This window comes from Streptomyces sp. NPDC104831 (assembly GCF_055583025.1).
Genome location: NZ_JBVJOT010000015.1, coordinates 34,881 through 59,959, shown reverse-complemented (window position 1 = coordinate 59,959; position 25,079 = coordinate 34,881). Strand labels below are relative to the sequence as shown.

Genomic DNA, 25,079 nt, shown 5'->3' with positions numbered 1-25,079 from the left:
GTCAGGTGCCGACCGGCGTACCACCGCACGGCACCGGCCCCGACAGGTCCGGGTCGCCGAACTCCGCCCGCAGGGACTGGAAGGCCGTGACCTTGTCCTCGCCGAAGCGGCGGACGTGGGCGGCGTACTCGTCGGCGGTGAGGAACGCGGACGGGCGGGACTTGGAGTGGAACTTGTCCGCGTACATCACCAGTCGCTCCTCCTCCGTCACCGCCAGGTAGTCGGCGGGGGGCAGCGGGAGGCCCTGGCTGAGGATGTCCTGCCGGGTGAGGCCGACCCCGGTGTGGTGGGAGCAGAAGCGGCGCAGCGGCTCGGGGTAGCCCTCCTGTTCCAGGATCTCGTGGCCGAGGAGTCCGTGCCGGATGTACCGCGTGTGGTCCAGGTGGCCGTCGTCATAGAGGCGGTAGACGCCGATGTCGTGGAGGAGGCAGCCGGCGCGGACCAGATCGGCGTCGAGGTGGCTCAGGCGCGGGGTGGACAGGAGCTGTTCGGCGATGCTCCAGACGATCTCGCAGTGCGTGTGGACGAGGGCGAAGGCCTCGGCGGTGGGCGCGTACTTCTGGTGCAGCGCACGGATCTCGTCGGGTCCCGGAATGCTCATCCGGTGAGCGTAACAACCACCGTGGAGTGGGTCGCGTGACTCTCCGGTCCGGGCTCCTGACCGGCCCCGCCGGGCCACCGGACCGGTGTCGGGTCAATCGATCGAGCACTCCTTCTCCTGGAGGGCGCGGACGAGGTTCAGGCGCGGAAAGGCGCAGGGCCGGTAGGCGGCCGAGCGGCCACCCCACTTCCGGGAGTCGCCGAGGTCCCGCAGCAGCCGGATGGCCCCGGCCAGGGGGTCGACGTCCCCCGGCTGCGGCTCGGTCGGGGCGACGGCGCGCTTTGTATGGATATCGCCTGCCGGTGACGGCGGCCCCTGGCGGAACGCCGCGGCCGGCGGGAGTCGTCAGCGGCCCGACGGCACCGGTTCCGGTACCCGCCGCGTCCGTGCCGGGCGTACGGCACGGGAGGTGCGCCACAGCCACACCGCGTCCCGCCCGAACGACCACACCAGCGAGCCCAGCGCCAGCAGCACGACCAGCAGCTCCGCCGGGTACGGCAGCAGCCCGGAGCCCGCCGCCAGCAGGCACACGCCCTGCGTGGCGGCGACGGTCTTGCGGGCGAAGGAGGGCGGCAGCGGCGCCGTCAGCCACGGTGCCCAGCGGGCCGCCGCGACGAACGCGTAGCGCATCGAGCCGATCAGCAGCACCCACGGCCCCAGCCGCGCCGACACGTACACGCTGAGCACCAGGATCAGGAACGCGTCCACCTCCATGTCGAAGCGGGCCCCCAGCGCCGAGGCGGTGCCGGTGCGCCGGGCCACCCGGCCGTCCACGCCGTCCAGCAGCAGCGCCACGGCGGTCAGCGCGACCAGCGCCGGCACCGGCGGCGCGCTCGCGAAGGAGTCCGCGACCAGCGCCGTCACCCCGCCGACCAGACCGGTGCGGCCGAGCGTGACCCGGTTCGCCGGCCCGAGGGACCGCAGCCGCGACCGCCGCCCGGCCCGGCGGAGCACCACCCAGGTGGCGCACGCGAACCCCAGCCCCGTCAGCCAGCCGGCCGGCCCCATGCCGGTCGCCGGGCCGAGCAGCGCCAGCAGCAGGACCTGTGCCCCCGCCCCCATGGCGGTCTCCTGCCCGAGCCTCGCGTCGTACGTGTCGTTCGGGGCCACCGCACACCCTCCGGCCGAGTGACAGAGTCGATCAACGCCGCGTACTGTGCGCGGCCTGTGCACCACCCGGTACGTGCCCCGCTCCCCGATCGTTCAGGAGGACGCCGATGCACCGCTCGGCCCGCGCGTTCTGGCTCCGCTCGCCCGGCCACGGAGAACTCCGCGAGGTCGCCCTCCCCGAACCCGCCCGGGACGAGGTCCTGGTGCGCGCCCTGTACTCCGGGGTGAGCCGGGGCACCGAGACGCTCGTGTTCCGCGGCGGGGTGCCGGAGAGCCAGCACGCCGTGATGCGCGCGCCGTTCCAGGAGGGCGACTTCCCGGGCCCCGTGAAGTACGGCTACCTCAGCGTCGGCGTGGTGGAGGAGGGCCCGGACGCGCTGACCGGCCGTACGGTCTTCTGCCTGTACCCGCACCAGAGCCGGTACGTCGTCCCGGCGGGCGCCGTCACCGTCGTCCCCGAGGCCGTACCCGCCGAACGGGCCGTCCTCGCCGGGACCGTGGAGACCGCGGTCAACGCCCTGTGGGACGCGGCCCCCCTGATCGGCGACCGGATCGCGGTCGTCGGCGGCGGCATGGTCGGCTGCGCGGCCGCCGCGCTGCTCGCCCGCTTCCCCGGCCTCCGCCTCCAGCTGGTCGACACCGACCCGGCGCGCGAGGAGACCGCGCGGGCCCTCGGCGTGGACTTCGCCCGGCCCGCCGACGCCCTCGGCGACTGCGATCTCGTCGTGCACGCCAGCGCCAGCGAGGCCGGCCTCACCCGGGCCCTCTCCCTCCTCGCCCCCGAAGGCACGGTCGTGGAACTGAGCTGGTACGGCGACCGGACCGTGGCCCTGCCGCTCGGCGAGGCCTTCCACTCCCGCCGGCTCACCCTCCGCGGCAGCCAGGTCGGCACCGTCTCCCCGGCCGCCCGCCCCGGCCGCACCTACGCCGACCGGATGGCGCTCGCCCTGGACCTGCTCGCCGACCCCGCCCTGGACGCCCTCGTCACCGGGGAGAGCCCCTTCGAGGAACTCCCGTCCGTGCTGCCGCGGCTGGCGTCCGGCGAGATCCCCGCCCTGTGCCACCGGATCCGCTACACCGGGACCGGCCCGGCTTGAGGGAAGGGTGAGAGAGGGCTGAACACGGGGAAGCGACAAGCCGTACTACACGGCATCCCCCGGCGGGCAAGGGCCGGGGGACCGAAGGCGCCGCACCCGGAGGGTCGTCCGTTGTTCAGCATCACCGTCCGCGATCACCTGATGATCGCCCACAGCTTCCGCGGCGAGGTCTTCGGACCCGCGCAGCGCCTGCACGGCGCCACGTTCCTCGTGGACGCCACCTTCCGCCGCGAACAGCTGGACGAGGACGGCATCGTGGTCGACATCGGCCTGGCGACCCGGGAACTCCACGCGGTCGTGGAGGAGCTGAACTACCGCAACCTGGACGACGAGCCGGACTTCCACGGCGTCAACACCTCCACCGAGTATCTCGCCAAGGTCATCGCCGACCGGCTCGCCGAGCGGATCGCCACGGGCCGGCTGGGCAAGGGCGCCCGGGCCCTCGCGGGCCTCACCGTCACCCTGCACGAGTCGCACATCGCCTGGGCGAGTTACGAGCGTGCCCTGTGACCGGCCTGACCGCGCGGCCCACCCGCCACCCCCGCCCCCCTGTCGCCGAGGACACCACCCGGACCGCCCCCATGACCCTGCGCACCGCGCACTTCGTGCTGCCGGGCGGCGTCGACGACCCGGCCGCGCCCAGCGGCGGCAACGTCTACGACCGCCGGATCTGCCTGGACCTGCCCGGCTTCGGCTGGCAGGTCGCCCGGCACCCCGTCCCCGGCGGCCGGCCCCGGCCGGACGGCCCCGCCCGCGACCGGCTCGCCCGCGCCCTGCGGGACCTGCCCGACGACGCCGTCGTCCTGCTCGACGGCCTCGTCGCGTGCGGTGTCCCGGAGGTCGTCGTCCCCGAGGCCGGGCGGCTGCGCCTCGCCGTCCTCGTCCATCTCCCGCTCGGCGACGAGACCGGCCTGGACCCGGCCGTCGCCGCCGGCCTGGACGCCCGCGAGCGGGCCGTGCTGCGGGCCGCGGGCGCGGTGATCGCCACCAGCGACTGGGCGGGCCGCCGGCTCGTCTCCCACCACGGGCTCGCCCCCGACCGGGTGCACGTGGCCGCGCCCGGCGCCGACATCGCGCCCCTCGCGCCCGGCACCGACGGCGCCTCCCGGCTGCTGTGCGTGGCCGCCGTGACCCCGCGCAAGGGCCAGCACCGGCTGGTGGAGGCGCTCGCGGCGGTCCGGGACCTGCCGTGGACGTGCGAGTGCGTCGGCGGACTCGGCCACGACCCCGGATACGCGGACGCCGTGCGGGAGCTGATCGGCCGCCACGGCCTCACCGGCCGCCTGCGCCTGACCGGCCCCCGCTCCGGGGCCGAGCTGGACGCCTCCTACGCCGCCGCCGACCTGACGGTCCTCGCCTCCCGCGCCGAGACCTACGGCATGGCGGTCACCGAGGCACTGGCCCGGGGCGTCCCGGTCCTCGCCACCGACGTCGGCGGCCTGCCCGAGGCGGTCGGCCGCGCCCCCGACGGCCGGGTGCCCGGCCTCCTCGTCCCGCCGGACGACCCCGCCGCGCTCGCCGCCGCGCTGCGGCGCTGGTTCGGCGACCCCGGCCTCCGCCGGAGCCTCCGGGCCGCGGCCCGCGCCCGCCGCACCGCGCTCGCCGGCTGGCCCGCCACGGCCCGCGCCCTCGCCACCGTCCTCCACCGGCTCCCGCACCCTGCGCGGAGGCCGTCATGAGCACCCCGGAAACGGAGGCCGGCCCCCCGGTGCCGCCCCGGCCGGGACCGGGGGGAGCGGAGCCCATGGACGAGGGCGCGGGCGGCGAGGAGCGAGCGGGCGGCGACGCGGACGGCGCGGAGCCCGCGGCGCGCGACGGCCTGCCGGGCGGTGGCGTTCGCGAGGGGGCGTACGGCTCCGGAGGCGGGCCCTTCCCCGTCGCCCCCGGTGCCGGGCCCGCGGGGCGGGGAGGTGAAGGGCAGACCGCGCCGCCGCGGGGCACGGGGCCCGCGGAGCCGGCGCGGTACGCGCCCGAGTGGCTGCGGCTGCGGGAGGGCGCCGACGCGGCGGCCCGCGCGCGCGAACTGCTCGACCCGCTGCGGATCCGGCCCGCCGGACGCCCCGGCCCCGCCGGCGGCGGCCTGGTCGTGCACGACCTGGGCTGCGGCACCGGCTCGATGGGCCGCTGGCTCGCGCCCCGCCTGGCCGGCGCCCAGCACTGGGTCCTGCACGACCGCGACCCCCGCCTGCTGCGCCTCGCCGCCCTCGCCGCCCCGCGCGCCGCCGCCGACGGCGGCCCCGTCACCGTGGAGACCCGGCGCGGCGACGTCGCCCGGCTCACCCCGGGGGCGCTGGCCGGGGCCTCGCTGGTGACCGCGTCCGCCCTGCTCGACGTCCTCACCCGGGCGGAGCTGGAGACCCTGGCGGACGCCTGCGCGGGCGCCGGCTGCCCGGCCCTGCTCACCCTCTCCGTCACCGGGCGCGTCCGGCTCGTCCCGGTCGACCCCCTGGACGCCGTGCTCAGCGAGGCGTTCAACGCCCACCAGCGGCGCGCCGGGCTGCTCGGCCCGGACGCGGTCACCGTGGCCCGCCGGGCGTTCGCGGAGCGCGGCGCGACGGTCCGCACGCACCCGAGCCCGTGGTGGCTCGGCCCCGAGGACACCGCGCTGACCGGGCAGTGGCTGCGCGGCTGGGTGGGCGCGGCCGTCGAGCAGCGGCCGGAACTGCGCGGCGCGGCCGAGCGCTACCTGACGGCCCGGCTCGCCGCCTGCGCGGCCGGCACCCTGCGCGTCACCGTCCACCACACCGACCTGCTGGCACTGCCCCGGCCCACGGGCGGCCCCGCATGACCGCGCGAGCGACGGGACGGGGCCCGAGGACACCCCGCACCGCGGACCCCGGAACGTACGCCCGTACGCCACCGGCGGGCCCGGCGCGCGCGGGCGCGGCGGCGGAGGGCGGGCCGGTACGCCTGCGCGGGACGGCGGAAACGCGCCCGGGGGCGGCCCTTGGCGGCCCGGTCACGCCGGCAGCGGCGTCCGCGCCCCGCGAAGCCACGGTCCGCCGGCGTTCCCCGGCCCTGCGCGCGCGCCTCGGCACGCTCGCCGGTGCCGTCGTCCTCGCCGCCCTGCTCCGGCGGCTCGGCACCGGCCCGCTGCTCGACGGGCTGGGGCGGATCGACGCCGGGACCGTGCCGGTCGCGCTGGGGATCGGCGCGGTCACCACCGTGTGCGGCGCGTGGCGCTGGCAGTTGGTGGCGGCCGGGCTCGGGCTGCGGCTGCCGCTGGGCGCGGCCGTCGCCGACTACTACCGCGCGCTGTTCCTCAACGCGGCCCTGCCCGGCGGTGTCCTGGGCGACGTGCACCGGGCGGTGCGGCACGGGCGGAGCGCCGGCGACGTGCGGCGCGGGGTGACGGCGGTGGTGCTGGAGCGGACCGCCGGGCAGCTCGCGCTGGCCGTGGCCGGCGCGGTGCTGCTGGCGACCCTGCCGTCCCCGGTGCGCGCCGGGGTCCGGGCGGGCGCGCCACCGGCCGTGCTCGCCGCCGTCGGGGTGCTCGCCGTCGTGCTCGCCGTCCGTATGAACCGCCCGCCGGCCCGCCGCGGCGGCGCCCTGCGCAGGCGTCTCGGCGAGGCCCGGCACGGGCTGGCGTCGCGGCGCGGCGGACCCGGTGTCGCGCTGTCCTCCGTGGTCGTCCTGGCCGGGCACCTGGCCCTGTTCGTCGTGGCGGCCCGGGTCGCCGGTTCGGCCGCCCCGGTGGCGGCGCTGCTGCCGCTCGCCGTACTCGCCCTGCTGGCCATGGGCCTGCCGCTGAACGTCGGCGGCTTCGGACCCCGCGAGGGCGTCACCGCGTGGGCGTTCGGCGCGGCCGGGCTCGGCGCCGACCGCGGCGTCGCGGTCGCCGTCGTCTACGGCGTCCTGGGCCTCGTGGCGAGCCTGCCCGGCGCCGCCGTCCTGCTGTGGCGCCGGAAGGCGGCCGTGCACACCCGGACCACGCTCCCCGGCGGCCTCCCGCCGGCTATTCCGGAGCGGCGAGCAGCGCGAAATACGGCGCGAAGGATTCCGCCAGACTCGCCAGGATTTCCTTTCCCTTGTCCGCGCAGCCGAGGGAAGGACGTCCGATGACACCCGATCCGGTATAGGCGGACATTCCCAGGGTGAGCAGATGACGGCGGTCGTCGGCGGTGAAATCGGCGGACTCGTGTCCGGGGCGGACGAATTCGGGGTGAGCGTGCAGCAGAAGGGACGTCTCGATTTCCCCCGCGTGCATATCGGTGAGCAGCGAGGTGGCGACCCCGGCCCGCTCCCGCGCCCTCTCCCAGTCCTCCCCGGCCGGGAACAGCGCCATGCGCTCACCGCGCGCGGACGCCTCCTGGACGACGTTGCCCAGCACGTAGTTGCCGCCGTGCCCGTTGACCACGACCAGCGCGTCCACGCCCGAACGGCGCAGCGACGCCGCGATGTCCGAGACCACCGCGTGCAACGTCACCGCGGAGATGCTGACGGTTCCCGGCCAGGCCGCGTGCTCGTGCGAGCAGGAGACCGTCACCGGAGGAAGGAGGTGCACCGGGTAGGCGGCGGCGATCTCCCGTGCCACCGCGCAGGCGACCAGCGTGTCGGTCGCCAGCGGGAGGTACGGGCCGTGCTGCTCGAAACTCCCCACGGGAAGGACGGCGACCCGCGCGCCCCGGGCCCGTACGTCCTCGGTGGTGTCCGCCGGCAGCACCCCGTGCGCCGCTTCCCGGCCGTCCGACCGCGCACCCGAACCACTCATCCGCCCACGGCCTTTCGTCTCTGCTGAGGAACCAGATCATGACAGAAAACACCGGCGCCGAACGCGTCGTGAACGCGCCGCTGCCCACCGTGTACGGGAAATTCCAGGCGATCGGTTACCTGGACCACGACCGCGGCGATGAACAAGTGGCCCTGGTGTACGGCGAGATCGGCACCGAGAACGTGCTGACCCGGCTGCACTCGGAGTGCCTGACCGGGGACGCCTTCGGCTCCCGGCACTGCGAGTGCGGCGACCAGCTCGCGGCGGCCCTGCGCGCGGTCGTCGCCGAAGGCAGCGGCGTCGTCGTCTACTTGCGCGGCCACGAGGGGCGCGGCATCGGGCTGCTCGCCAAGCTGCGCGCGATGGCCCTGCAGGCGGAGGGGCTGGACACGGTGGAGGCGAACCTCGCGCTGGGCCTGCCGGTCGACGCCCGCGACTACGGCGTGGCCGCCGGCATCCTGCGCGACCTCGGGGTGCGCTCGGTACGGCTGCTGTCCAACAACCCGCGCAAACGGGAGGCGCTCGTCCGGCACGGCGTCCGGGTCGCCGAGCAGGTGCCGTTGCTGATCGAGCCGTGCGAGAGCAGCATCACCTACCTGCGCACCAAACGGGAGCGGATGGACCACCACCTGCCCCATCTGGACGCCGTCGCCCACGGGTCCTGACGAGGGGAGCGGTGGGACGGAGGGAGGCGGCGCGATGGAGACGCGGGCACGGGTGGTCATCGTCGGCGGCGGGGTGATCGGCACGAGCATCGCCTGGCACCTGGCCCGCGCCGGGGTGCGGGACGTCGTCCTCGTGGAGCGGGACGAACTCGCCGCCGGCTCCACCTCGAAGGCCGCCGGCGGAGTGCGCGCGCAGTTCTCCGACGAGCTGAACATCCGGCTCGGCGCGCGCGGCCTGGAGGCGTTCGGCCGCTTCGAGCAGGAGGTCGGACAGGACATCGGGCTGCACCGGGTCGGCTATCTGTTCCTGCTGTCCACCCCGGAACAGGTGGCCTCCTTCGAGGCGGGCGTGCGGCTGCAGAACTCCCTGGGGGTGCCCAGCCGCCTGATCGGCCCGCAGGAGGCCCGCCGGCTCTCCCCGCTGATCACCACCGACGGCCTGCTGGCCGCCGCGTACTCCCCGGACGACGGCCACTGCACCCCCGAGGCCGTCGTCCACGGCTACGCGAGGGCCGCCCGCGCCCTGGGCGCCCGCGTCCTGCGCCACACCGAGGTCACCGGCATCGACCTGCGCGGCGACACCGTCACCGGCGTCCGCACCTCCCGTGGCCGGATCGCCACGGACACGGTGATCTGCGCGGCCGGCGCCTGGTCGCGGGCGGTCGGCGCGATGGCGGGCGTGGACCTGCCGGTGCAGCCGCTGCGCCGGCAGATCGCCGTCACCGGGCCGGTGCCCGGCCTGCCGGCCGCCCTGCCCATGACCATCGACTTCACCACCAGTCTCTACTTCCACCGGGAGGGCCCCGGGCTGCTGCTCGGCATGTCCGACCCGGACGAGCGGCCCGGGTTCGCCACCGGCACCCACGACCGCTGGATCCCCCGGCTCGCCGAGGCGATGCGCGGGCGCGCGCCCGCCCTGCTGGACCTGCCCCGCACCGGCGGCTGGGCGGGCCTGTACGAGAACACCCCCGATCACAACGCCCTGATCGGCGAGGCGCCGGGGGTGTCCCGGTTCCTGTACGCCACCGGCTTCTCCGGACACGGCTTCCTCCAGGGACCGGCCGTCGGCGAGGTGATCCGCGATCTGTACCTCGGGCGCGTCCCCTTCCTGGACGTCGGCCCGCTGAGCGCCGGCCGGTTCGCGTCCGGCGCCCCGCGTCCGGAGGCCAACCTGGTGTGACGCCCGGTGCGCTCAGTCCTTCAGCGCCGCGTGCACCAGCCGCCGCAGCTCGGGGAACACCTTCAGCTCCCTGGGGCGCACCTGGGTCAGGAACTGCACGGTCAGGTCGTGGGCCGGGTCGACCCAGAACGCGGTGGTGGCCACGCCGGTCCAGCCGTAGGTGCCGAGGTGGGACGGGGCCAGGGTGCGGGCGGGGTCGGTGACGACGGAGACGTTGAAGCCGAAGCCGAGCCCGTCCATGCCCGGCTCCCGGTGGACCGGGGCGCCGAAGGAGCGGAGGGTGGCCCCGCCGGGCAGCTGGTTGCGGGTCATCATCGCGAGCGTGTCCGGGCGCAGCAGCCGTGTGCCGTCCAGCTCGCCGCCCCGGCGCAGCATCTCCATGAACCGGTGGTAGTCGTGGGCGGAGGAGACCAGGCCGCCGCTGCCGGAGAGGAAGAGCGGCCGGCCGCGCACCGGCGGCCCCGGCACCGGCTCGATTCCGCCCTCGTCCGTCTCGCCGTACAACTCGGCCAGCCGGCCGGCCTGTTCGGGACGGACGTGGAAACCGGTGTCGGTCATGCCGAGCGGGCCCAGGACACGCGCGGCGAAGAACGCGTCCAGCGGCTGTCCGGACACCACCTCGATCACCCGACCCAGCACGTTGGAGGCGACCGAGTAGTTCCACTGGGTGCCCGGATCGGCCTGCAACGGCAGCCGCGCGTACAGCTCGACGGTCTCGGCGAGGTCCTTGCCCGGCGGCACCGAGTACTCCAGGCCCGCCGCGCGGTAGAGCGCGTCCACGGGGTGGCGGTGGTAGAAGCCGAAGGTCAGGCCCGCGGTGTGGGTGAGCAGGTGCCGGATCAGGACGGGTCCGGCGGCCGGGCGGGTGCGCACGTCGTCGCCCGAACCGCCGGTGTACACGCGGGGTCCGGCGAAGGCGGGCAGATGGCGGTCCAGGGGATCGTCCAGCGACAGCAGGCCGTCCTGCACCAGCAGCAGCACCGCCACCGCGGTCACCGGCTTGGTCATCGAGTAGATCCGCCACAGGGTGTCCGGCTCGACCGGCAGCCCGGCCGCCACGTCCCGCAGCCCGTAGGCGGTCAGATGGGCGACCCGGCCGCCGCGGGCCACCGCCACCAGGTAGCCGGGCAGGCGCCCCTCGTCCACGTACCGGGCGAAGTGCCCGTCCAGCCGGCCGAGGGCTTCGGGGTCCAGTCCCGCCTCCGCCGGGTCGGCGTCCTGTCGCAGCCGTCCCATCGCTCACCTCCGGTCGCGTCCGTCCCTCCCTCATCGTCGCGCAGGATCACCGGCCGGGACAGACCCCCGAGGGGCGGGGACGCGCGACGCGGTGCCGGCAACAGGCGGGCCACGGGCAGGGCGAGCGCCGCCACCGCCGCCGGGACGAGCGGCGCGGCCCCGGTTCCCGCGCCGAGCAGCGCGGTCGCCACCCCCCTACGGCGGGGCCCACGTTCAGCGCTGCCGCCGGAGGTGATCGGCGCGCGGGCGGCCAAGACACGCTCGGCCCCCTCGTCGCGGTCTCCGCCTCCCTGTTCGGCACCCTGTTCAGCGCCACCCACGTCCCGCAGCGCCGGCTCGGCCGGCGCGGAGGCGAGGGCGAGCCAGGCCGGGGCGGTGGTCCGCGTGCTCGGGGCCGGGTTCGGCACGGTGATGGCGGCGGCCCGCAGATGATCGTGCGCGGCGCGGAGGTGCGGCGCGGCCGCCGCGCGGGACGCGCCGGACACCGGCCGGGCCGTCACCGCGTACACCGGGCAGGCCGGCGTCACCGCGGGCGGGGCGGCCCCGGGCGGCGGGGAATGCGCGGGGCGCGCGGGCCGGTTGACCGGGGTATGACTCAGGACCCGACCCAAGAGGCGCTGCTCGGCCTGCTCTCCGAAGGCCACGGCGGCGTACTGGTCACCCTCCGGCGCGACGGCCGCCCCCAGCTGTCCAACGTCAGCCACGCCTACTACCCCGAGGAGCGGATCATCCGGGTCTCGGTCACCGACGACCGCGCCAAGACCCGCAACCTGCGCCGCGACCCGCGCGCCTCGTACCACGTCACCAGCGTCGACCGCTGGGCGTACACCGTCGCCGAGGGCACCGCCGAGCTGACCCCCGTCGCCGCCGACCCGGGCGACGACACCGTGGCGGAACTGGAACGGCTCTACCGGGACGTCCTCGGCGAACACCCCGACTGGGACGACTTCCGGGCCGCCATGGTCCGCGACCGCCGCCTGGTGCTGCGGCTGCACGTCGAACGGGCGTACGGCATTCCCCGCAAAGGCTGACCCGCGCCGCGGGGCCGGGCGGGTCCGGGCCGTCCGGCTACGGCGCCTCGGCGGTCCGCGCCTCGATCGCCCGCAGCACGGCCACCATGTCCTCGCCGCCGTGACCGTGCGCCACCGTCTCCCGGAACAGCTCGTGACACACGTCCAGGAGCGGGGAGGCGAGGCCCGCCTTCCGGGCCGCCTCGGCGATCAGCCGGTTGTTCTTCAGCACGTCCAGCGCCGCCGCCTGCACCGCGAAGTCCCGCTCGCGCAGCTTGGGCGCCTTCATCCGGGACACCGCGCTGGCCATCGGGCCCGCGTCCAGGACGTCCAGGAACAGCCGGCGGTCCAGCCCCTGCCGCTCGGCGAAGTGGAACGCCTCGGCCAGCCCGGTCACCTGGGTGATCAGGAAGAGGTTCACCGACAGCTTCATCAGCAGCGCGCCCGGCACCGCGCCGCACGCGAACGTCTCCCGGCACATCGGCGCGAGCAGCGGCCGTACGGCGGCCACGGCGTCCTCCTCGCCGGCGAGCATCGCGACCAGCCGTCCCCGCTCCGCCGGTTCCCGGGACCCGGAGACCGGTGCCTCGACGTACCGGCCGCCGGCCGCGCGGACGTCCGCCTCCAGGGCACCGGAGTACTCCGGGGAGGTCGTGCCCATGTGCACGACGGTCCGGCCCGCGACGCGCGCCGCCAGCTCCGGCGTGCCCCGGCCGAGGACCGCGTCCACCGCGGCCTCGTCGGCGAGCATCAGCAGCACCGTCCCGGCCCGCGCGAACACCTCGGCGGCGTCCGCCGCGACCTCGGCGCCGGCCGCGCGCAGCGGCTCCGCCCGGCCGGGGGTCCGGTTCCAGACCACCAGCGGGGTGCCGGCGCGCGCCAGGCGCAGGGCCATGGGCCCGCCCATCACTCCGAGACCGATGAATCCGACGTTCATGGCCGGCCGCCCTCCGCCTCGCGCGCCGCTTATGACAGTCGTCATAGTAGCGCGCGTTATGACGTCGGTCATAGGGTGAGGAGGGCGAGGAACGGAGGCGACGACGCATGACCGAGGCCCGGCCCGGACCGCGCGAGCGGATGGTCTTCAGCGCGGCCCAGCTCATCCGGCGGCACGGGGTCGCGGCGACCGGCATGCGCGAGGTCGCCGCGCACGCGGACGCGCCGCGCGGCTCCCTCCAGCACTACTTCCCCGGCGGCAAGGAACAGCTGGTCAACGAGGCCGTCCAGTGGGCCGGGCGGTACGCGGGCAAGCGGATCGCCCGGTTCCTGGCGGGACTGGACGCGCCGACGCCGAGCGCCCTGTTCGCGGCGATGGCCGCGCAGTGGACCGACGAGTACGCGGCGGAGGGCTTCGCGGCGGGCTGCCCGGTCGCCGCCGCCACCGTCGACTGCGCCACCTCGGCCGCCGGGACCCGCGAGGCGGCCGCCGCCGCGTTCACGGCCTGGCGCGCGCCGCTCGCCGCGGCCCTGACCGACCTCGGCGTGCCCGCCGCCCGGGCCGAGTCGCTGGCCACCCTCATGATCAGCACCCTGGAGGGCGCGATCCTGCTGGCCCGGGCCGCCGAGGACACCGCCCCCCTCACCACCGCCGTCCAGGAACTCGGCCCCCTGCTCGACGCCGCCGCCCACCCCTGACCGGGCCCGCCGGCCGGTGCCCCGTCGTATGTCCCCGGCGTGCCACGGCGCGTCTTCGACCGGCCGGCCGCCCGGCGCCGTCGCGGGTCCGGCCGCGGAGTGCGTACAGCCCGACGGGCCGGTTGCTCGGCGTGTTCGCCGTGGTGCTCTTGGCGTGAGCGGGTGTCCGGCGTGCCGCCGTGGGGGAGCCGGCCCGCTGCTCGGTGCCGGTGTGTGCCCTTGGAGTGCGCCGGCCGCCCGACGCCGTCGCGGGTCCGGCCGGGCCCGCGACGGGCGGCGTGGCGCCGGGTGTGTTCCGGGGCCCGGCGCGCCGTCCCGTGGTCCGCCGGTTCAGGGGTGGTTCGCCGGGCCGGCGCCGGCGGTTTGTTCCTTGACCCAGATTTCCAGGAGGTCCACGAAGTCGGCCGCCCGGTGCCGCCAGTTCAGCTCCGTCACGGCGGCCTCCCGGCCCCGGTGGGCGGCGCGCAGGCGCAGCTCGGTGTCGCCGGCCAGCCGCCGTATCGCCCGCGCCGCCGCCCCCGGGTCCCGGTACGGCACCACCAGCCCGCACCCGTGCCGCTCGACCAGGCCGGCGGCCAGCGGCGTCGGCGTGGTGACGACGGGCACGCCGTGGGCCATGTACTCCACGACCTTGGTGGGCCGGGAGTGCCGGTAGTTGGGCTGGTCGTGCAGCAGCGACAGCCCGGCCAGGGCGCCGGACAGCCGGGCCAGCGCACGGTCGTTGGGCAGGAAGCCGTACCAGCGCAGCACCCCCTCCCGGTCGGCCGCCGCGAGCGCGTCGCGCACGTCGGGATCCGCCGTGCCGATCGCCTCGACCCGCACGGCGGGGGCCAGCAGCCGCGCCAGGGCGATCAGATCGAGGGCGCCCCGCGCCCGGGACAGCTGGCCCAGGTAGACCACCCGGTCGTCGCCGGGCGGCGGGAGCGGCCCGGGCGGGGGAGCGGCGAGGTTGGGGACGACGGGGTGCCGGTGCCGGAACCGGTCCTGGTAGGCGTCCTCGGCGAGCAGCAGCCGCAGCCGGCGCTCGGCCAGCCGCTCGGCCGCCCGCACCGCCGCGCGCAGCGGCGGCCGCAGCGGCCGGGGCACCCAGCCCTTCATCGCCAGGGCCGCCGCCGTGTCCTCGTGCACGTCCCACACGACGACCGGCGCCGCCCCGGCCCGGCGCAGCCGGCGCAGGGTGCCGGGCAGGGCGAGCAGCAGCTCGGGATCGTGCAGCAGCACCGCGTCCGCCGCCGGGCCGCGCTCGGCCAGCAGCGCCCGGGCCCCGCGCAGTGCGGCGCCCCGCTCCCGGCCGAGCGCCCGGGGCAGGTCCACGCCCTCGACGCCCGGCCGGGGGACGGCGTCCCGGGCCGCGAACGGCGCCGCGTACACCACCTGGTGGCCGCGCTCGCGCAGCGCGGCGATCTGGCGGTGCAGTATGCGCGCGTCCTCGGGGTGGTGGACGACGGTGACGACGAGTATCCGCATGGCAGTGCCTTCCAACTCCCCGAGAACGCACGAAGGTCCGCGAGGCTCCTACAGGACCTCGACGCCGGGCCGGTGGATCCGCCCGCGGGTGTCGAACAGCAGCCGCGCGGTGTCCGCGAGGGCCGTCAGGTCGTAGGCGGAGTGGTCCTGGAGCAGGATCGTCAGGTCGTGCTCGGCGAGCGCGGCCGTCAGGTCCCCGACGCGGGGCACGTCGACCCCGTCCACCGACCACCGCGCTACTTGGGGGTCGTGGAAGGCGACGGCGGCCTCCCGCTCCCGCAGCAGCCGGGCCACCGGCTCCGCCGGGGTCTCGCGCAGGTCGGCGACGTCCGGCTTGTAGGTGACGCCGAGCAGCAGCACCCGGGAGTCGCGCAACGGGCGGCCGGCGGAGTTCAGCAGGTCCTGGGCGCGGCGCACCACGTACTCCGGCATCCGCCGGTTGATCTCCTGGGCCAGCCCGACGAACCGGAAGTCGTAGCCGAGTGACGAACGCACCTTGTACGACAGGTAGTTGGGGTCGATCGGGATGCAGTGCCCGCCCACCCCGGGGCTCGGCCGGAAGGCCTGGAAGCCGAAGGGCTTGGTGCCCGCGCAGCGGATCGCGTCCCACACGTCCACCTGCAACTCCCGGCTGATGATGGCCAGTTCGTTGACCAGGGCGATGTTCACGTGCCGGTAGGTGTTCTCCAGCAGCTTGGCCATCTCGGCCTCGCGGGTGCCCTTCGCCTGGACCACCATGTTCACGAACTTGGCGTAGAAGGCGACCGCGCGCACCGCGCAGGACGGGGTGCAGCCGCCGACCACCTTCGGGGTGTCGCGCAGCCCGTGCTGGGTGTTGCCGGGGTCGATCCGCTCGGGGGAGAAGGCGAGCGCGAAGTCCTCGCCGGCCCGCAGCCCGGACTCCTCCAGCAGCGGCCGCAGGACCTCCTCGGTGGTGCCCGGATACGTGGTCGACTCCAGCACCACCAGCTGCCCGGGCCGCAGCCGGCCGGCCACCGCGCGGGTGGCCGAGACGACCGCGCCCAGATCCGGGCCGCCGTCCTCGCCGAGCGGGGTCGGCACACAGATGACGACGGTCTGCGCGCGCGCCAGACAGGCGTCGTCGGCGGTCGCGGTGAAACCGGCCTCCCGCATCCGGCGCACCTCGTCGTCGGTGACGTCACCGACGTGCGAACGGCCGGAGTTGAGCCCCGCGACGACTCGTGGGTCGCGGTCCAGGCCCATGACGCGCAGGCCGACCGAGGCCGCCTCGCGGGCCAGTGGCAGGCCGACGTAACCGAGCCCGATCACGGCGAGTTCGACGTCGTAGGCCGGTTCCGGCCCCTCCGGTCCCGGTCCTTCCTTGTCCCCGAGCGGTTGTATCCGTTCCACCTGCATAGGGATTCACCCGGCCTTCACGGCTGCACTGGTGGGGTTAGCGGGGCGTCAGACGCATCCCAGCGAGCGATACGCCTCGCGGGTCGTCGCGGCGACCCGGTCCCAGGTGCGTTCCCGCGCGACCCTCGCGCGGGCGGCGGCTCCCCATTCGATCCGCCGCTTATGACTGTAAAGCACCCTTTCGAGTTCATCCGCCCAAGCCTGTGGCGATTCAGCGGGAATCAGCCGTCCGTTCACCTCCTGTTCGACCAGCTCCCGCAGCGCGGGGAGATCGCTGGCGAGCACCGGCAGCCCGCTCGCCATCGCCTCGACCGGCTTGAGCGGGGTCACCAGCCGGCACACCCGGGCAGCCGTGCGCGGCACCGCGAACACGTCCAACGCCGCGTAGAAATCGCGGACTTGTGCGTGCGGAACCCGGCCGGTGAACACGGCGGTGCCGTCACCGGCCAGACCCAGCCGGGCGGCCAGGCGCTCCAGCGGGGCCCGCTCCGGGCCGTCCCCGACGATCAGCAGCCGCAACGGCACCCCGCGCCGCCGCAGCCGTACACCCGCATGGAGCAATGTGCCGATCCCCTCGTGCGGGGTGAGGCTGCCGACCGTGCCCACCACGTACGCGTCCGGGGCGATCCCGAGCCGGGCGCGCACCGCGGCCCCGTCCGGCGGCGGCCCCAGGAACGCCCCGTCCACGGCGTTCGGCACGAGCAGCACCCGCTCCTCGGGCACCCCGCGCGCCACGATCTCGGCCTTCATCGCGGCGCCCAGCGTCAGCACCAGATCGGCCCGGCGCATGCACTCCGTCTCCAGCTCCCGCCGCCCGCGGTAGACCGGGTCCGCGGGGCCGCGCGCCGGGTCCTGGCTCAGCCAGGTCTCCTCCAGAAAGCCCCGCACCTCGTAGACCACCGGCAGCCCGTAGGCCTCCCGCAGGGCCAGCGCCACCCGGCCGTTGCCGTGGTCGGTGGCCGCGTGCAGCACGGCGGGCCGCAGCCGCTCCACCAGCCGCCCCGCCAGCTCGGCGTTGCGGGCCAGCGCCGGCCCCTGCCCGTACGGCAGCCAGAACGGCAGCAGCCGGTGCTGCGGCACCCCGCCCACCAGCTGCACCGGCCCGGCGTCCAGCACCCCCCGCGCCACCGGAAAACCGATCCGGGTCACCACATGCGGATCGAGCCCGGCGGCCCGCTGCGCCTCGGCGAGCTTCTGGGTGCGCACGGTGTAGCCGGCATGGGCGAACGGCAGCGAGTTGGTCACCAGGTGCAGCACCCGCCCGGGCACCGGCCGCACCGGCCGCCCGGCGGGCGCGCTCACCCGAACGGCGGACGGGACCGCGCCCGGGCCCACCGCCCGCGCCCGGGCGCCGAGCCACCGCCGCACCGGCCCCACCCGGCGCCGCAGCCGCCGGGGCAGCAGCCGCGAGGCCAGCAGCGCGGCCCGCGCGGGGTCCTGGCGCAACTCGCCCCAGGCCACGGATGCGGCCAGACTGACAGCGCGGGGGAGACGACGGGACATGCCGCCACGGTAGGCCGACCCGGCACGCGGCGCCTCGGCGCGACCACGCGCCGGCGCCGGCCGGGGCAGGACGCTCCCCTCTTCTCCCCGTGCGCTGCCCCTTGTTCGACCGCCCGTGGAAGGCGAGGACATGAACGGCGTCACGAACGGCCCAGTACTCCATGTGGTCGGCACCCGGCCCAACTTCGTCAAGGCGGCACCGGTCGTCGCCGCGCTCCGCTCGGCCGGCTGCGACCAGACCCTGGTGCACACCGGACAGCACTACGACGCCCGGATGTCGGACGTGTTCTTCCGCCAGCTCGGGCTGCCCCGGCCGGACACCGACCTCGGCGTCGGCTCCGGCAGCCACGCCGGGCAGACCGCCGACCTGCTGGTGGCCCTGGAGGCCGAGCTGACCGCCCGCGCCCCGGCCCTCGTCGTGGTCTACGGCGACGTCAACTCCACGCTCGCCGCCGCCCTGGCCGCCGCCAAGCTGGGCGTCCCCGTCGCCCACGTCGAGGCCGGGCTGCGCAGCTTCGACATGGCGATGCCGGAGGAGGTCAACCGGCGCCTGGTCGACCAGCTCGCCGGGCTGCTGTTCGCCACCAGCCCGGAAGCCGTCGGCCACCTCGCCCGCGAGGGCGCCGACCCGTCCCGGGTGCACCTCGTCGGCAACCCGATGATCGACACCCTGCTCACCCACCTGGACCTGTTCGACCCGGCCGCCGCCCGCGCCGCGCACGGGCTGCCCGAGCGCTACGGCGTCGTCACCCTGCACCGCCCCGCCAACGTCGACGACCCCGGGGCGGCCCGCGCCGCCGCCCGGGCGCTCACCGAGGCCGCCCGCCACCTCGACCTGGCCGTCCCGCTGCACCCGCGCGGCCGGGACGCGCTGCGCGCGGCCGGACTGGACGGCGCGCCCGGCGTGCACCTCCTCGACCCCCTCGGCTACCTCGAGTTCATGAGCCTGGTGCGCGGCGCCGCCGCCGTGATCACCGACTCCGGCGGGGTGCAGGAGGAGACCACCGTGCTCGGCGTGCCCTGTCTGACGCTGCGCACCACCACCGAACGCCCCGTCACCGTCACCCACGGCACCAACCGACTCGTCGGCCCCGGCGAACTGGTCCCCGCCCTGTGCAAGGCACTCGACGGCGCCCCGGCCGCGCCCGCGGAGGGACCCCCGCTGTGGGACGGCAAGGCCGGCCCCCGGATAGCCCGCCTGATCACCCAGTGGCTGGAGCACCATGACTGACGCCACCCTCCACCACCCCGGCCCGCCCGGCGGCTTCCCCCGCGGCCTCGACCGGGCCGGCGGCGAGCTGTTCCACGCCCTGCGGCTCGGCACCCTGCTCACCCTCATCGGCGACCTCAGCGAACCGGCCGCCCCGCTGTTCGTGCTCGACGCGGGCTGCGGCGACGGGCACGTCGCCCGCACCCTCGCCCGCTGCGGCCACCGGGTGGACGCCATCGACGCCGACGAGGAGGCGGTCGAACGGGCCCGCGCCGCCGACGACGGACCCCGCTGCGCCCTGTCCCGCCTCGACCAGTGGCGCAGCCCCTGGCCGTACGACGTCGTCCTCTGCCTCGACGTGCTCTTCCACCTCCGGGACGACACCGAGTGGGCGGCCGCCCTGCGCAACCTGGCCTCGCTGGTCCGCCTCACCGGCCGGCTGATCGTCACCGACGCGGACGCCCCCGCACCCCGGGCCCCCGGCGGCCGCGTCGTGCACCGGCCCGCGGCCGACTACCGCGCCGCCCTCACCCCCCTCGGACTCCACCACACCGAGTTCCGGCCGTACGGCTTCCGGGAGACCGAGGTCGGCTTCCACGTCTTCACGAGGATCCGCTGATGCGCCTGACCGATCTGCTCCACCCGCACCTGGACGGCGTCACCACGGTCGTCGACGCCACCGGCCGCGGCCTGCGCCTCGCGCCCTACCTCCACCTCCCCGACGGCGTGGCCCACCACCACGACGACGGCCGCCGCGCCCTCGGCGCGGGCGACCTGGTGCTGCTGTCGTACGGCCCCGACCCCGCCGTGCACGGCACCGAGGACGCCCTGCTCGCCGTACTGCGCCGCCTGCGGCCCGGCGCCCGCGGGCTGCTGCTGTCCGGCCACCCCGGGCCCGAACCGCCCTGGCACCGGCTGCTGGACGAGCTGGTGACCCAGCGCTGCCAGGTGCTGCGCGCCGCCCCGCTCGACTACGTCCACCTGCACGCCGGCGCGGTGTTCAGCCGCCTCACCGCCGACGAACTCCAGCCCCCGCACGACTGGTTCGGCCGCCCGGTGGCCACGGACGGCTTCGCCACCACCTTGCGGATGGCCGGCGAGTACGTCCTCGCCGACCTCGCCGTCCGCACCCTGCGCGCCCGCGACCAGGACCTGGAACGCCGGGTCGAGGAGGCGGAACGCGCCCGGGACGCCGTCCGCGAGGACGGCCTCGCCGACCGGCTGGCCGCCGCCGTACGGGAGAAGGAGCAACTGGCCTCCGCCCTGCGCCGGGCCCGCGATCGGGTCCAGGTGCTCCAGGCGCGGGTGGCCATGCTGGAGGGCTCCACCTCCTTGAAGGTGGGCCGGGCCCTGGTGTCGGCGGCCCGCTCGCCCCGGCGCGAGATGCCCGCGCTGCCCCGCGAGCTGTACGCGCTGTGGCGCACGCGCTCCGCGCGCGGACCCGCGCCCGGGACCCGGGCGGCCACCGGCCGGTCCGCCCCCGTGGGCGCCGACGACCGCCTCCACCTCGTGCACCGGGCGTTCGCCGCCACACCCCGCGACCGCCTGGTGATCACCGGGCTGCTCACCGACGACACCGCCGAGGACTTCGCGGCGGATGCCGTGGTCAACCGGCCGCTCCCGCACGACGGCCCCCTGCTCGTCCGGCGCACCGACCCCGACGCGGTCGTGGTCCAGCTGAGCGCCTGCACCGGATGCGGCCCCTGGGCGCTCACCGGCACCGGCATGGCTCCCGACCTCGACCGCAGGCTCGCCGAACTCCTCACCGAGGCACGGGCGCTGGGCCGGCGCACCGTGCTGTGGCGGGACGCCCCGGCGTCCGCCGCGCCCGGCCTCGCCCAACTGCCCTGGGACGCCGTCCTGGACGCCGACACCGGGGTACGGCTGTCCCGGCTGGACGCGGGCGAGGACGGCCGGGAGCGGCTGCGGGAGGCGTTCCAGTGGGACAGCACCCGGGTGCGGCTGGCCGAACTGGCCCGGCTGGTCGGCGCGCCCGACCCGCTGGCCGGGCGCCGGGTCGCCGTGCTCGCCGCTCCCCGCGGCCGGCGCGAGGTGGCCCTGCTCGTCGCCCAGGTGCTGGGCCAGCAGCACCGCCCCGCCGAGGTGGTCGTCCCGGACCCGGCCGGCCTGGAGGAACTCGACGCCGCGGGCGTCGCGGTGCGCACCGGGCCGCCCACCGCGGCCTGGGTCGCCGACTGGACCGGCCCCGCCGAGGACCGCCCGGACACCCTGCTGCTGGACCTGATGTGCGCCCAGGAGTACTCGGGCGCCGACGCACTCGGCCACGCGGCCGGCGGCGCCGACTACACCTTCGTCCCCGAGCTGTGCCGGCCGCTGCTGGTGCGCCGCTCCCTGCACCTCGCGGGCGACCCGCCCGAGAGCTGGTGCGGCCGCGGGTACCGGCTGTTCGCCGTGCGCGGGAAGGAGCCGTCATGAGCCGAGTGGTACGGGCCCTGGTCTACGGCGACGTGGACCTCAACCTCATCGACGGCTCCGCCGTCTGGGCCCAGTCGACCGTGCAGGCGCTGTCCCTGGCCGGGTGCGCGACCCGGCTCGTGCTCAAGTCGCCGGTGCTCACCGGCCGGCTGACCGATCCGCTGACCGTCCTGCCCGGGGTGAGCGTGGTCAGGCCCGCCGAGGAGGGCCTCGTCGCCGGACAGGCCGGCCGGCCCCTGTCCCCGGTGCAGGCCTCGCGCCTGCTCACCCGGCTCGACCGGGACGAGCCCTGCGACCTGCTCGTGCTGCGCGGGCGCCGGATCGTCGGCCAGGTCGTCGCCGACGGCCACTTCGACGGGCGGATCTGGGCCTATCTGACCGACATCCCGCAGTCCGCCGCCGCGATGACCGAGCGGGCGCGCACCGAACTCGGCCGCATCGCCGCCGCCTGCCGGCTGCTGCTGTGCCAGACCGAGGAACTGCGCTGCTTCCTGGAGACCTGGGTGCCCCAGGCCTGCGGCCGCAGCGTGCTCTGCCCGCCCGCCGTCCCCGAACCCGGCTTCCCGGTGCCGGACCGCGACCGCCCGCACGATCCGCTGCGCCTCGTCTACACCGGCAAGTTCGCCCCGCTGTGGAACACCCTGCCCATGACCCGGCTGCCCGCCCTGCTCGCCGAGCGGGGCGTGCGGGCCGAACTCCACACCGTCGGCGACAAGATCCACGACGACTCCGGCCACCCGGGGTTCCAGGAGGCCATGCACCGGGCCCTGCACGACGGCACCCCCGGCGTCCGGCACCACGGCGGCCGGCCCCGCGAGGAGGCCATGCGCATCGCCGCCGGCTGCGACCTCGGCCTCGGCTGGCGCGACCCCCGGCTCGACGCCAGCCTCGAACTGTCCACGAAGGTGCTGGAGTTCGGCACCCTGGGGCTGCCCGTCGTGCTCAACCGCACACCCGCGCACGAAGCACTGCTGGGCGGCGACTACCCCCTCTACGTCCCCGGCCGGGCCGAACCCGAGGACGCCGCCGAGGCCGTGGTCCGCGCCGCCCGCGACCCCGAGGCCCGCCGCCTCGCCGCCGACCGCTGCCGGCGGGCCGCGAGCCGGTACACCCTGACGGCCGCCGCCGGCCGCTGGCGCGCCCACCTCGACCGGGTGTTCCCGCCCGCGCCCCCCGCCGTCGCCCACCGCGCCCGCCCCCTGCGGATCGGCGTCGCCGGCCACGACCTGAAGTTCCTCACCCGGCTGCTGGACCACTTCCGCGCCCTGCCCGGACTCGACGTCCGCGTGGACGCCTGGCCCGCGCTGGCCCGGCACGACCAGGCCGCCAGCCGCGAACTCGCCGACTGGGCCGATGTGGTGGTCGTCGAGTGGTGCGGCCCCGCCGCCGTCTGGTACAGCCGCCACAAGCGGCGCGGCAGCCGGCTGGTGATCCGGCTGCACCGGTTCGAACTCGACGCCGAGTGGCCGCGGCAGGTCGACATCGACGCCGTCGACCGGGTCGTCTGCGTCAGCCCCTACTACGCCCGCCGCACCCTGGAACACACCGGCTGGCCCGCGGAGAAGGTCGTCACCGTCCCCAACTGGGTGGACGCCGACCAGCTCGACCGGCCCAAGGCGCCCGGCGCCCGGTTCCGCCTCGGCATGATCGGCATCGCGCCCAGCCGCAAACGCCTCGACCTCGGCCTGGACGTTCTCGAACTGCTGCGCGCCGAGGACCGGCGCTGGCGGCTGTCGGTCAAGTCCAAGCCGCCGTGGGAGTACTGGTGGATCTGGAACAAGCCGGAGGAGCGCGCCCACTACGAGGCGATCCTGCGCCGCGTCCAGACCTCGCCGCTGCTCGAAGGGGCCGTCGTCTTCGACGACTTCGGCGCCGACGTGCCCAACTGGCTGCGCCGCGTCGGGCATGTGCTGTCCACCAGCGACGACGAGTCCTTCCACCTCGCCCCGGCCGAGGGCATGGCCTCCGGCGCCGTCCCCGCGCTGCTGCCCTGGCCCGGCGCCGACGAGATCTACGACCGGCGGTGGATCCACGCCGGGCCGCGGGCGATGGCCGAGGCGATCGCCGCGACCGGCGCGGGCCGGGACACCTGGCGGGCCGCCGGCGAGACGGCCCGCGCCCAGGTACGGCGCACCTACGCGCTGGACCGGGTCGCGGCGGCCTGGACGGACCTGCTGGTGAGCGGCCGGGTCACGGACGGCTGACCGCGACGGCGCCCCACGCGGCGCACGGCCCCACCACCGGCTGCCCGCGCGGCGGACACCGGCGACCACCGTCGTCACCGGGATCCGCCCCGGCGGCACCGGGACACGGGCTGAGGCCCTGTTCGCCGCCTCCCGGCCGGGGCCCGGAGGCGGCGAACAGGCGATCACGGCCGGACGTTCCACTCCGCGATCACCGGGTGGCCGTGTTCCGTGGACAGGCGGCTGACCGTGGCCGTGGCCAGCTGGAACAGGCGGCCGTCGGCGGGCGGCAGGCCCAGGCGGCGGGCGGTGAGGACGCGCAGGAAGTGGGCGTGGGCGACGAGGACCACGTCCCCCTCGGCCAGGTCCGCCGCCACCCGGGCCAGCACCCGGTCGGCGCGGGCGCCGATCGCGGCCGGGGACTCCCCGGGGTGCCCCTCGGGGCCGGGCGGGACGCCGTCGGTCCACAGGTCCCAGTCCGGGCGGGTGCGGTGGATGTCGACGGTGGTGACGCCCTCGTAGCCGCCGTAGTCCCACTCGTGCAGGTCGGGGTCGGGCTCGACCCCGGGTATGCCGGCCAGTTCGGCGGTGCGCAGCGCGCGGCCCAGCGGGCTGGACAGCGCACGGGCGTAGGTCCGGCCGGTGAGGAGCGGGGCGAGGGACTTGGCCTGTTCCTCGCCGTGCCCGGTCAGCGGCAGGTCGGTCCAGCTGGTGTGCTGTCCCGACCTGCTCCACTCCGTCTCACCGTGGCGGACCAGCAGCAGGTCCCCCACGGCGGGTCAGCCCTTCTTCTCGACCGCGTGGCCGCCGAACTGGTTGCGCAGCGCGGCGATCATCTTCATCTGCGGGGAGTCGTCCTGCCGGGAGGCGAACCGCGCGAAGAGGGACGCGGTGATCGCGGGCAGCGGCACGGCGTTGTCGATGGCCGCCTCCACCGTCCAGCGTCCCTCGCCGGAGTCCTCCGCGTAACCGCGCAGATCCTCCAGGTGCTCGTCCTCGTCCAGGGCGTTGACCGCGAGGTCCAGCAGCCAGGACCGGATGACCGTGCCCTCCTGCCAGGAGCGGAACACCTCGCGGACGTTCTCCACGGAGTGCACCTTCTCCAGCAGTTCCCAGCCCTCGGCGTAGGCCTGCATCATGGCGTACTCGATGCCGTTGTGGACCATCTTGGAGAAGTGCCCGGCGCCGACCCGGCCCGCGTGGACGTAGCCGTACGGGCCCTCCGGCTTGAGCGCGTCGAAGATCGGCCGCAGCCGGTCCACGTTCTCCTTCTCGCCGCCGACCATGAGCGCGTAGCCGTTCTCCAGGCCCCACACGCCGCCGGAGACACCGGCGTCGACGAAGCCGATGCCCTTGATGCCGAGCGCGGCGGCGTGCTTCTCGTCGTCCGTCCAGCGGGAGTTGCCGCCGTCGATGACGGTGTCGCCGGGGGAGAGCAGGTCGCCGAGTTCGTCGATGACGGTCTGGGTGGCGGTGCCGGCCGGGACCATCACCCACACATGGCGGGGCGCGTCGAGCTTCTCGACCAGTTCGGCGAGGCTCTTGACGTCGGAGACCTCCGGGTTGCGGTCGTAGCCGATGACGGTGTGGCCGGCGCGGCGGATGCGCTCGCGCATGTTGCCGCCCATCTTGCCGAGACCGATGAGACCGAGCTGCAT

At 76.1% G+C, this 25,079-nt stretch carries 23 protein-coding genes; 13 read left to right on the top strand and 10 right to left on the bottom strand.

Annotated features, from left to right (window positions below; all coding sequences use genetic code 11):
• Position 1 precedes the first annotated feature (1 nt).
• Positions 2-601 carry an HD domain-containing protein gene (locus tag ACZ63H_RS13165; protein ID WP_469864335.1) on the bottom strand — a complete coding sequence of 200 codons (600 nt, stop codon included), beginning with the start codon at positions 599-601 and terminating at the stop codon, positions 2-4.
• A 345-nt stretch (positions 602-946) separates the two neighbouring features.
• Positions 947-1,711: a CDP-alcohol phosphatidyltransferase family protein gene (locus ACZ63H_RS13160; RefSeq protein WP_469864333.1), complete on the bottom strand. Its 765-nt coding sequence runs from the start codon at positions 1,709-1,711 to the stop codon at positions 947-949.
• A gap of 107 nt (positions 1,712-1,818) precedes the next feature.
• On the opposite strand from ACZ63H_RS13160, the gene ACZ63H_RS13155 reads away from it, so the two are divergent.
• From ACZ63H_RS13155 to ACZ63H_RS13135, 5 genes are all read left to right on the top strand, one after another.
• Positions 1,819-2,808 carry a zinc-dependent alcohol dehydrogenase gene (locus tag ACZ63H_RS13155; RefSeq protein WP_469864331.1) on the top strand — a complete coding sequence of 330 codons (990 nt, stop codon included), beginning with the start codon at positions 1,819-1,821 and terminating at the stop codon, positions 2,806-2,808.
• Between the two features lie 111 nt (positions 2,809-2,919).
• Positions 2,920-3,318: a 6-pyruvoyl trahydropterin synthase family protein gene (locus ACZ63H_RS13150; protein ID WP_469864329.1), complete on the top strand. Its 399-nt coding sequence runs from the start codon at positions 2,920-2,922 to the stop codon at positions 3,316-3,318.
• The gene (locus ACZ63H_RS13145; protein ID WP_469864327.1) at positions 3,315-4,487 is read left to right on the top strand and encodes a glycosyltransferase family 4 protein; all 1,173 of its coding nucleotides are present in this window, start codon (positions 3,315-3,317) and stop codon (positions 4,485-4,487) included. Before ACZ63H_RS13150 ends, ACZ63H_RS13145 begins: the two co-directional genes overlap by 4 nt.
• Before the next feature lie 65 nt (positions 4,488-4,552).
• The gene (locus ACZ63H_RS13140) at positions 4,553-5,596 is read left to right on the top strand and encodes a methyltransferase domain-containing protein (protein WP_469864444.1); all 1,044 of its coding nucleotides are present in this window, start codon (positions 4,553-4,555) and stop codon (positions 5,594-5,596) included.
• Positions 5,593-6,870 (top strand): lysylphosphatidylglycerol synthase transmembrane domain-containing protein, encoded by a 1,278-nt coding sequence (locus ACZ63H_RS13135; RefSeq protein WP_469864325.1) that lies wholly within the window; start codon positions 5,593-5,595, stop codon positions 6,868-6,870. Before ACZ63H_RS13140 ends, ACZ63H_RS13135 begins: the two co-directional genes overlap by 4 nt.
• Here ACZ63H_RS13135 and ACZ63H_RS13130 read toward each other — a convergent pair.
• Positions 6,764-7,519 (bottom strand): creatininase family protein, encoded by a 756-nt coding sequence (locus ACZ63H_RS13130; protein ID WP_469864323.1) that lies wholly within the window; start codon positions 7,517-7,519, stop codon positions 6,764-6,766. The two genes, ACZ63H_RS13135 and ACZ63H_RS13130, sit on opposite strands and share 107 nt — an antisense overlap.
• Before the next feature lie 38 nt (positions 7,520-7,557).
• On the opposite strand from ACZ63H_RS13130, the gene ribA reads away from it, so the two are divergent.
• Complete coding sequence (ribA, locus tag ACZ63H_RS13125; RefSeq protein ID WP_469864321.1) at positions 7,558-8,184, top strand: GTP cyclohydrolase II; 627 nt, start codon at positions 7,558-7,560, stop codon at positions 8,182-8,184.
• 34 nt (positions 8,185-8,218) lie between these two features.
• Entirely contained in the window at positions 8,219-9,364 is a 1,146-nt protein-coding gene (locus ACZ63H_RS13120) for an NAD(P)/FAD-dependent oxidoreductase (protein ID WP_469864319.1), read from the top strand.
• Between the two features lie 12 nt (positions 9,365-9,376).
• Here the strand turns inward: ACZ63H_RS13120 and ACZ63H_RS13115 are convergent, their stop codons facing one another.
• Complete coding sequence (locus tag ACZ63H_RS13115; protein WP_469864317.1) at positions 9,377-10,600, bottom strand: serine hydrolase domain-containing protein; 1,224 nt, start codon at positions 10,598-10,600, stop codon at positions 9,377-9,379.
• A gap of 590 nt (positions 10,601-11,190) precedes the next feature.
• Between ACZ63H_RS13115 and ACZ63H_RS13110 the strand changes: the two genes are divergently transcribed.
• Complete coding sequence (locus tag ACZ63H_RS13110; protein WP_469864315.1) at positions 11,191-11,631, top strand: PPOX class F420-dependent oxidoreductase; 441 nt, start codon at positions 11,191-11,193, stop codon at positions 11,629-11,631.
• Positions 11,632-11,668: 37 nt separating this feature from the next.
• Here the strand turns inward: ACZ63H_RS13110 and ACZ63H_RS13105 are convergent, their stop codons facing one another.
• Positions 11,669-12,547, bottom strand: coding sequence for an NAD(P)-dependent oxidoreductase (locus ACZ63H_RS13105; protein ID WP_469864313.1), 879 nt, complete (start codon positions 12,545-12,547; stop codon positions 11,669-11,671).
• Positions 12,548-12,654: 107 nt separating this feature from the next.
• Between ACZ63H_RS13105 and ACZ63H_RS13100 the strand changes: the two genes are divergently transcribed.
• Positions 12,655-13,245 carry a TetR/AcrR family transcriptional regulator gene (locus ACZ63H_RS13100; RefSeq protein WP_469864311.1) on the top strand — a complete coding sequence of 197 codons (591 nt, stop codon included), beginning with the start codon at positions 12,655-12,657 and terminating at the stop codon, positions 13,243-13,245.
• 330 nt (positions 13,246-13,575) lie between these two features.
• Here the strand turns inward: ACZ63H_RS13100 and ACZ63H_RS13095 are convergent, their stop codons facing one another.
• From ACZ63H_RS13095 to ACZ63H_RS13085, 3 genes are all read right to left on the bottom strand, one after another.
• Positions 13,576-14,712 (bottom strand): glycosyltransferase, encoded by a 1,137-nt coding sequence (locus ACZ63H_RS13095; protein WP_469864309.1) that lies wholly within the window; start codon positions 14,710-14,712, stop codon positions 13,576-13,578.
• A 48-nt stretch (positions 14,713-14,760) separates the two neighbouring features.
• Positions 14,761-16,002 (bottom strand): nucleotide sugar dehydrogenase, encoded by a 1,242-nt coding sequence (locus ACZ63H_RS13090; RefSeq protein ID WP_469864442.1) that lies wholly within the window; start codon positions 16,000-16,002, stop codon positions 14,761-14,763.
• A 135-nt stretch (positions 16,003-16,137) separates the two neighbouring features.
• Complete coding sequence (locus tag ACZ63H_RS13085) at positions 16,138-17,592, bottom strand: glycosyltransferase family 4 protein (protein WP_469864307.1); 1,455 nt, start codon at positions 17,590-17,592, stop codon at positions 16,138-16,140.
• Positions 17,593-17,722: 130 nt separating this feature from the next.
• Between ACZ63H_RS13085 and wecB the strand changes: the two genes are divergently transcribed.
• Genes wecB through ACZ63H_RS13065 form a run of 4 tightly spaced genes read left to right on the top strand, consistent with a single transcriptional unit; the run spans position 17,723 to position 23,442 of the window.
• Positions 17,723-18,823: a non-hydrolyzing UDP-N-acetylglucosamine 2-epimerase gene (gene wecB, locus ACZ63H_RS13080; RefSeq protein ID WP_469864305.1), complete on the top strand. Its 1,101-nt coding sequence runs from the start codon at positions 17,723-17,725 to the stop codon at positions 18,821-18,823.
• A complete protein-coding gene (locus tag ACZ63H_RS13075) occupies positions 18,816-19,421 on the top strand; it encodes a class I SAM-dependent methyltransferase (protein ID WP_469864303.1) in 606 nt (201 codons plus the stop codon). The genes wecB and ACZ63H_RS13075 overlap by 8 nt, the downstream gene beginning before the upstream one ends.
• The gene (locus ACZ63H_RS13070; protein ID WP_469864301.1) at positions 19,421-21,238 is read left to right on the top strand and encodes a hypothetical protein; all 1,818 of its coding nucleotides are present in this window, start codon (positions 19,421-19,423) and stop codon (positions 21,236-21,238) included. The genes ACZ63H_RS13075 and ACZ63H_RS13070 overlap by 1 nt, the downstream gene beginning before the upstream one ends.
• Positions 21,235-23,442 (top strand): glycosyltransferase, encoded by a 2,208-nt coding sequence (locus ACZ63H_RS13065; protein WP_469864299.1) that lies wholly within the window; start codon positions 21,235-21,237, stop codon positions 23,440-23,442. The genes ACZ63H_RS13070 and ACZ63H_RS13065 overlap by 4 nt, the downstream gene beginning before the upstream one ends.
• Before the next feature lie 164 nt (positions 23,443-23,606).
• On the opposite strand, the gene ACZ63H_RS13060 is transcribed toward ACZ63H_RS13065, so the two are convergent.
• Both ACZ63H_RS13060 and gnd read right to left on the bottom strand, forming a co-directional pair.
• Positions 23,607-24,194, bottom strand: coding sequence for a histidine phosphatase family protein (locus tag ACZ63H_RS13060; protein ID WP_469864297.1), 588 nt, complete (start codon positions 24,192-24,194; stop codon positions 23,607-23,609).
• Between the two features lie 6 nt (positions 24,195-24,200).
• Positions 24,201-25,079 (bottom strand): phosphogluconate dehydrogenase (NAD(+)-dependent, decarboxylating), encoded by an 879-nt coding sequence (gene gnd / locus ACZ63H_RS13055; RefSeq protein WP_469864295.1) that lies wholly within the window; start codon positions 25,077-25,079, stop codon positions 24,201-24,203.

What these genes read in the sequence shown, in the direction of transcription:
- ACZ63H_RS13165 (WP_469864335.1), bottom strand. Translation starts at nt 601, where the DNA reads ATGAGCATTCCGGGACCCGACGAGATCCGTGCGCTGCACCAGAAGTAC.
- ACZ63H_RS13155 (WP_469864331.1), top strand. Translation starts at nt 1,819, where the DNA reads ATGCACCGCTCGGCCCGCGCGTTCTGGCTCCGCTCGCCCGGCCACGGA.
- ACZ63H_RS13140 (WP_469864444.1), top strand. Translation starts at nt 4,553, where the DNA reads ATGGACGAGGGCGCGGGCGGCGAGGAGCGAGCGGGCGGCGACGCGGAC.
- ACZ63H_RS13135 (WP_469864325.1), top strand. Translation starts at nt 5,593, where the DNA reads ATGACCGCGCGAGCGACGGGACGGGGCCCGAGGACACCCCGCACCGCG.
- ACZ63H_RS13130 (WP_469864323.1), bottom strand. Translation starts at nt 7,519, where the DNA reads ATGAGTGGTTCGGGTGCGCGGTCGGACGGCCGGGAAGCGGCGCACGGG.
- ribA (WP_469864321.1), top strand. Translation starts at nt 7,558, where the DNA reads ATGACAGAAAACACCGGCGCCGAACGCGTCGTGAACGCGCCGCTGCCC.
- ACZ63H_RS13120 (WP_469864319.1), top strand. Translation starts at nt 8,219, where the DNA reads ATGGAGACGCGGGCACGGGTGGTCATCGTCGGCGGCGGGGTGATCGGC.
- ACZ63H_RS13115 (WP_469864317.1), bottom strand. Translation starts at nt 10,600, where the DNA reads ATGGGACGGCTGCGACAGGACGCCGACCCGGCGGAGGCGGGACTGGAC.
- ACZ63H_RS13110 (WP_469864315.1), top strand. Translation starts at nt 11,191, where the DNA reads ATGACTCAGGACCCGACCCAAGAGGCGCTGCTCGGCCTGCTCTCCGAA.
- ACZ63H_RS13105 (WP_469864313.1), bottom strand. Translation starts at nt 12,547, where the DNA reads ATGAACGTCGGATTCATCGGTCTCGGAGTGATGGGCGGGCCCATGGCC.
- ACZ63H_RS13100 (WP_469864311.1), top strand. Translation starts at nt 12,655, where the DNA reads ATGACCGAGGCCCGGCCCGGACCGCGCGAGCGGATGGTCTTCAGCGCG.
- ACZ63H_RS13095 (WP_469864309.1), bottom strand. Translation starts at nt 14,712, where the DNA reads ATGCGGATACTCGTCGTCACCGTCGTCCACCACCCCGAGGACGCGCGC.
- ACZ63H_RS13085 (WP_469864307.1), bottom strand. Translation starts at nt 17,592, where the DNA reads ATGTCCCGTCGTCTCCCCCGCGCTGTCAGTCTGGCCGCATCCGTGGCC.
- wecB (WP_469864305.1), top strand. Translation starts at nt 17,723, where the DNA reads ATGAACGGCGTCACGAACGGCCCAGTACTCCATGTGGTCGGCACCCGG.
- ACZ63H_RS13075 (WP_469864303.1), top strand. Translation starts at nt 18,816, where the DNA reads ATGACTGACGCCACCCTCCACCACCCCGGCCCGCCCGGCGGCTTCCCC.
- ACZ63H_RS13070 (WP_469864301.1), top strand. Translation starts at nt 19,421, where the DNA reads ATGCGCCTGACCGATCTGCTCCACCCGCACCTGGACGGCGTCACCACG.
- ACZ63H_RS13065 (WP_469864299.1), top strand. Translation starts at nt 21,235, where the DNA reads ATGAGCCGAGTGGTACGGGCCCTGGTCTACGGCGACGTGGACCTCAAC.
- gnd (WP_469864295.1), bottom strand. Translation starts at nt 25,079, where the DNA reads ATGCAGCTCGGTCTCATCGGTCTCGGCAAGATGGGCGGCAACATGCGC.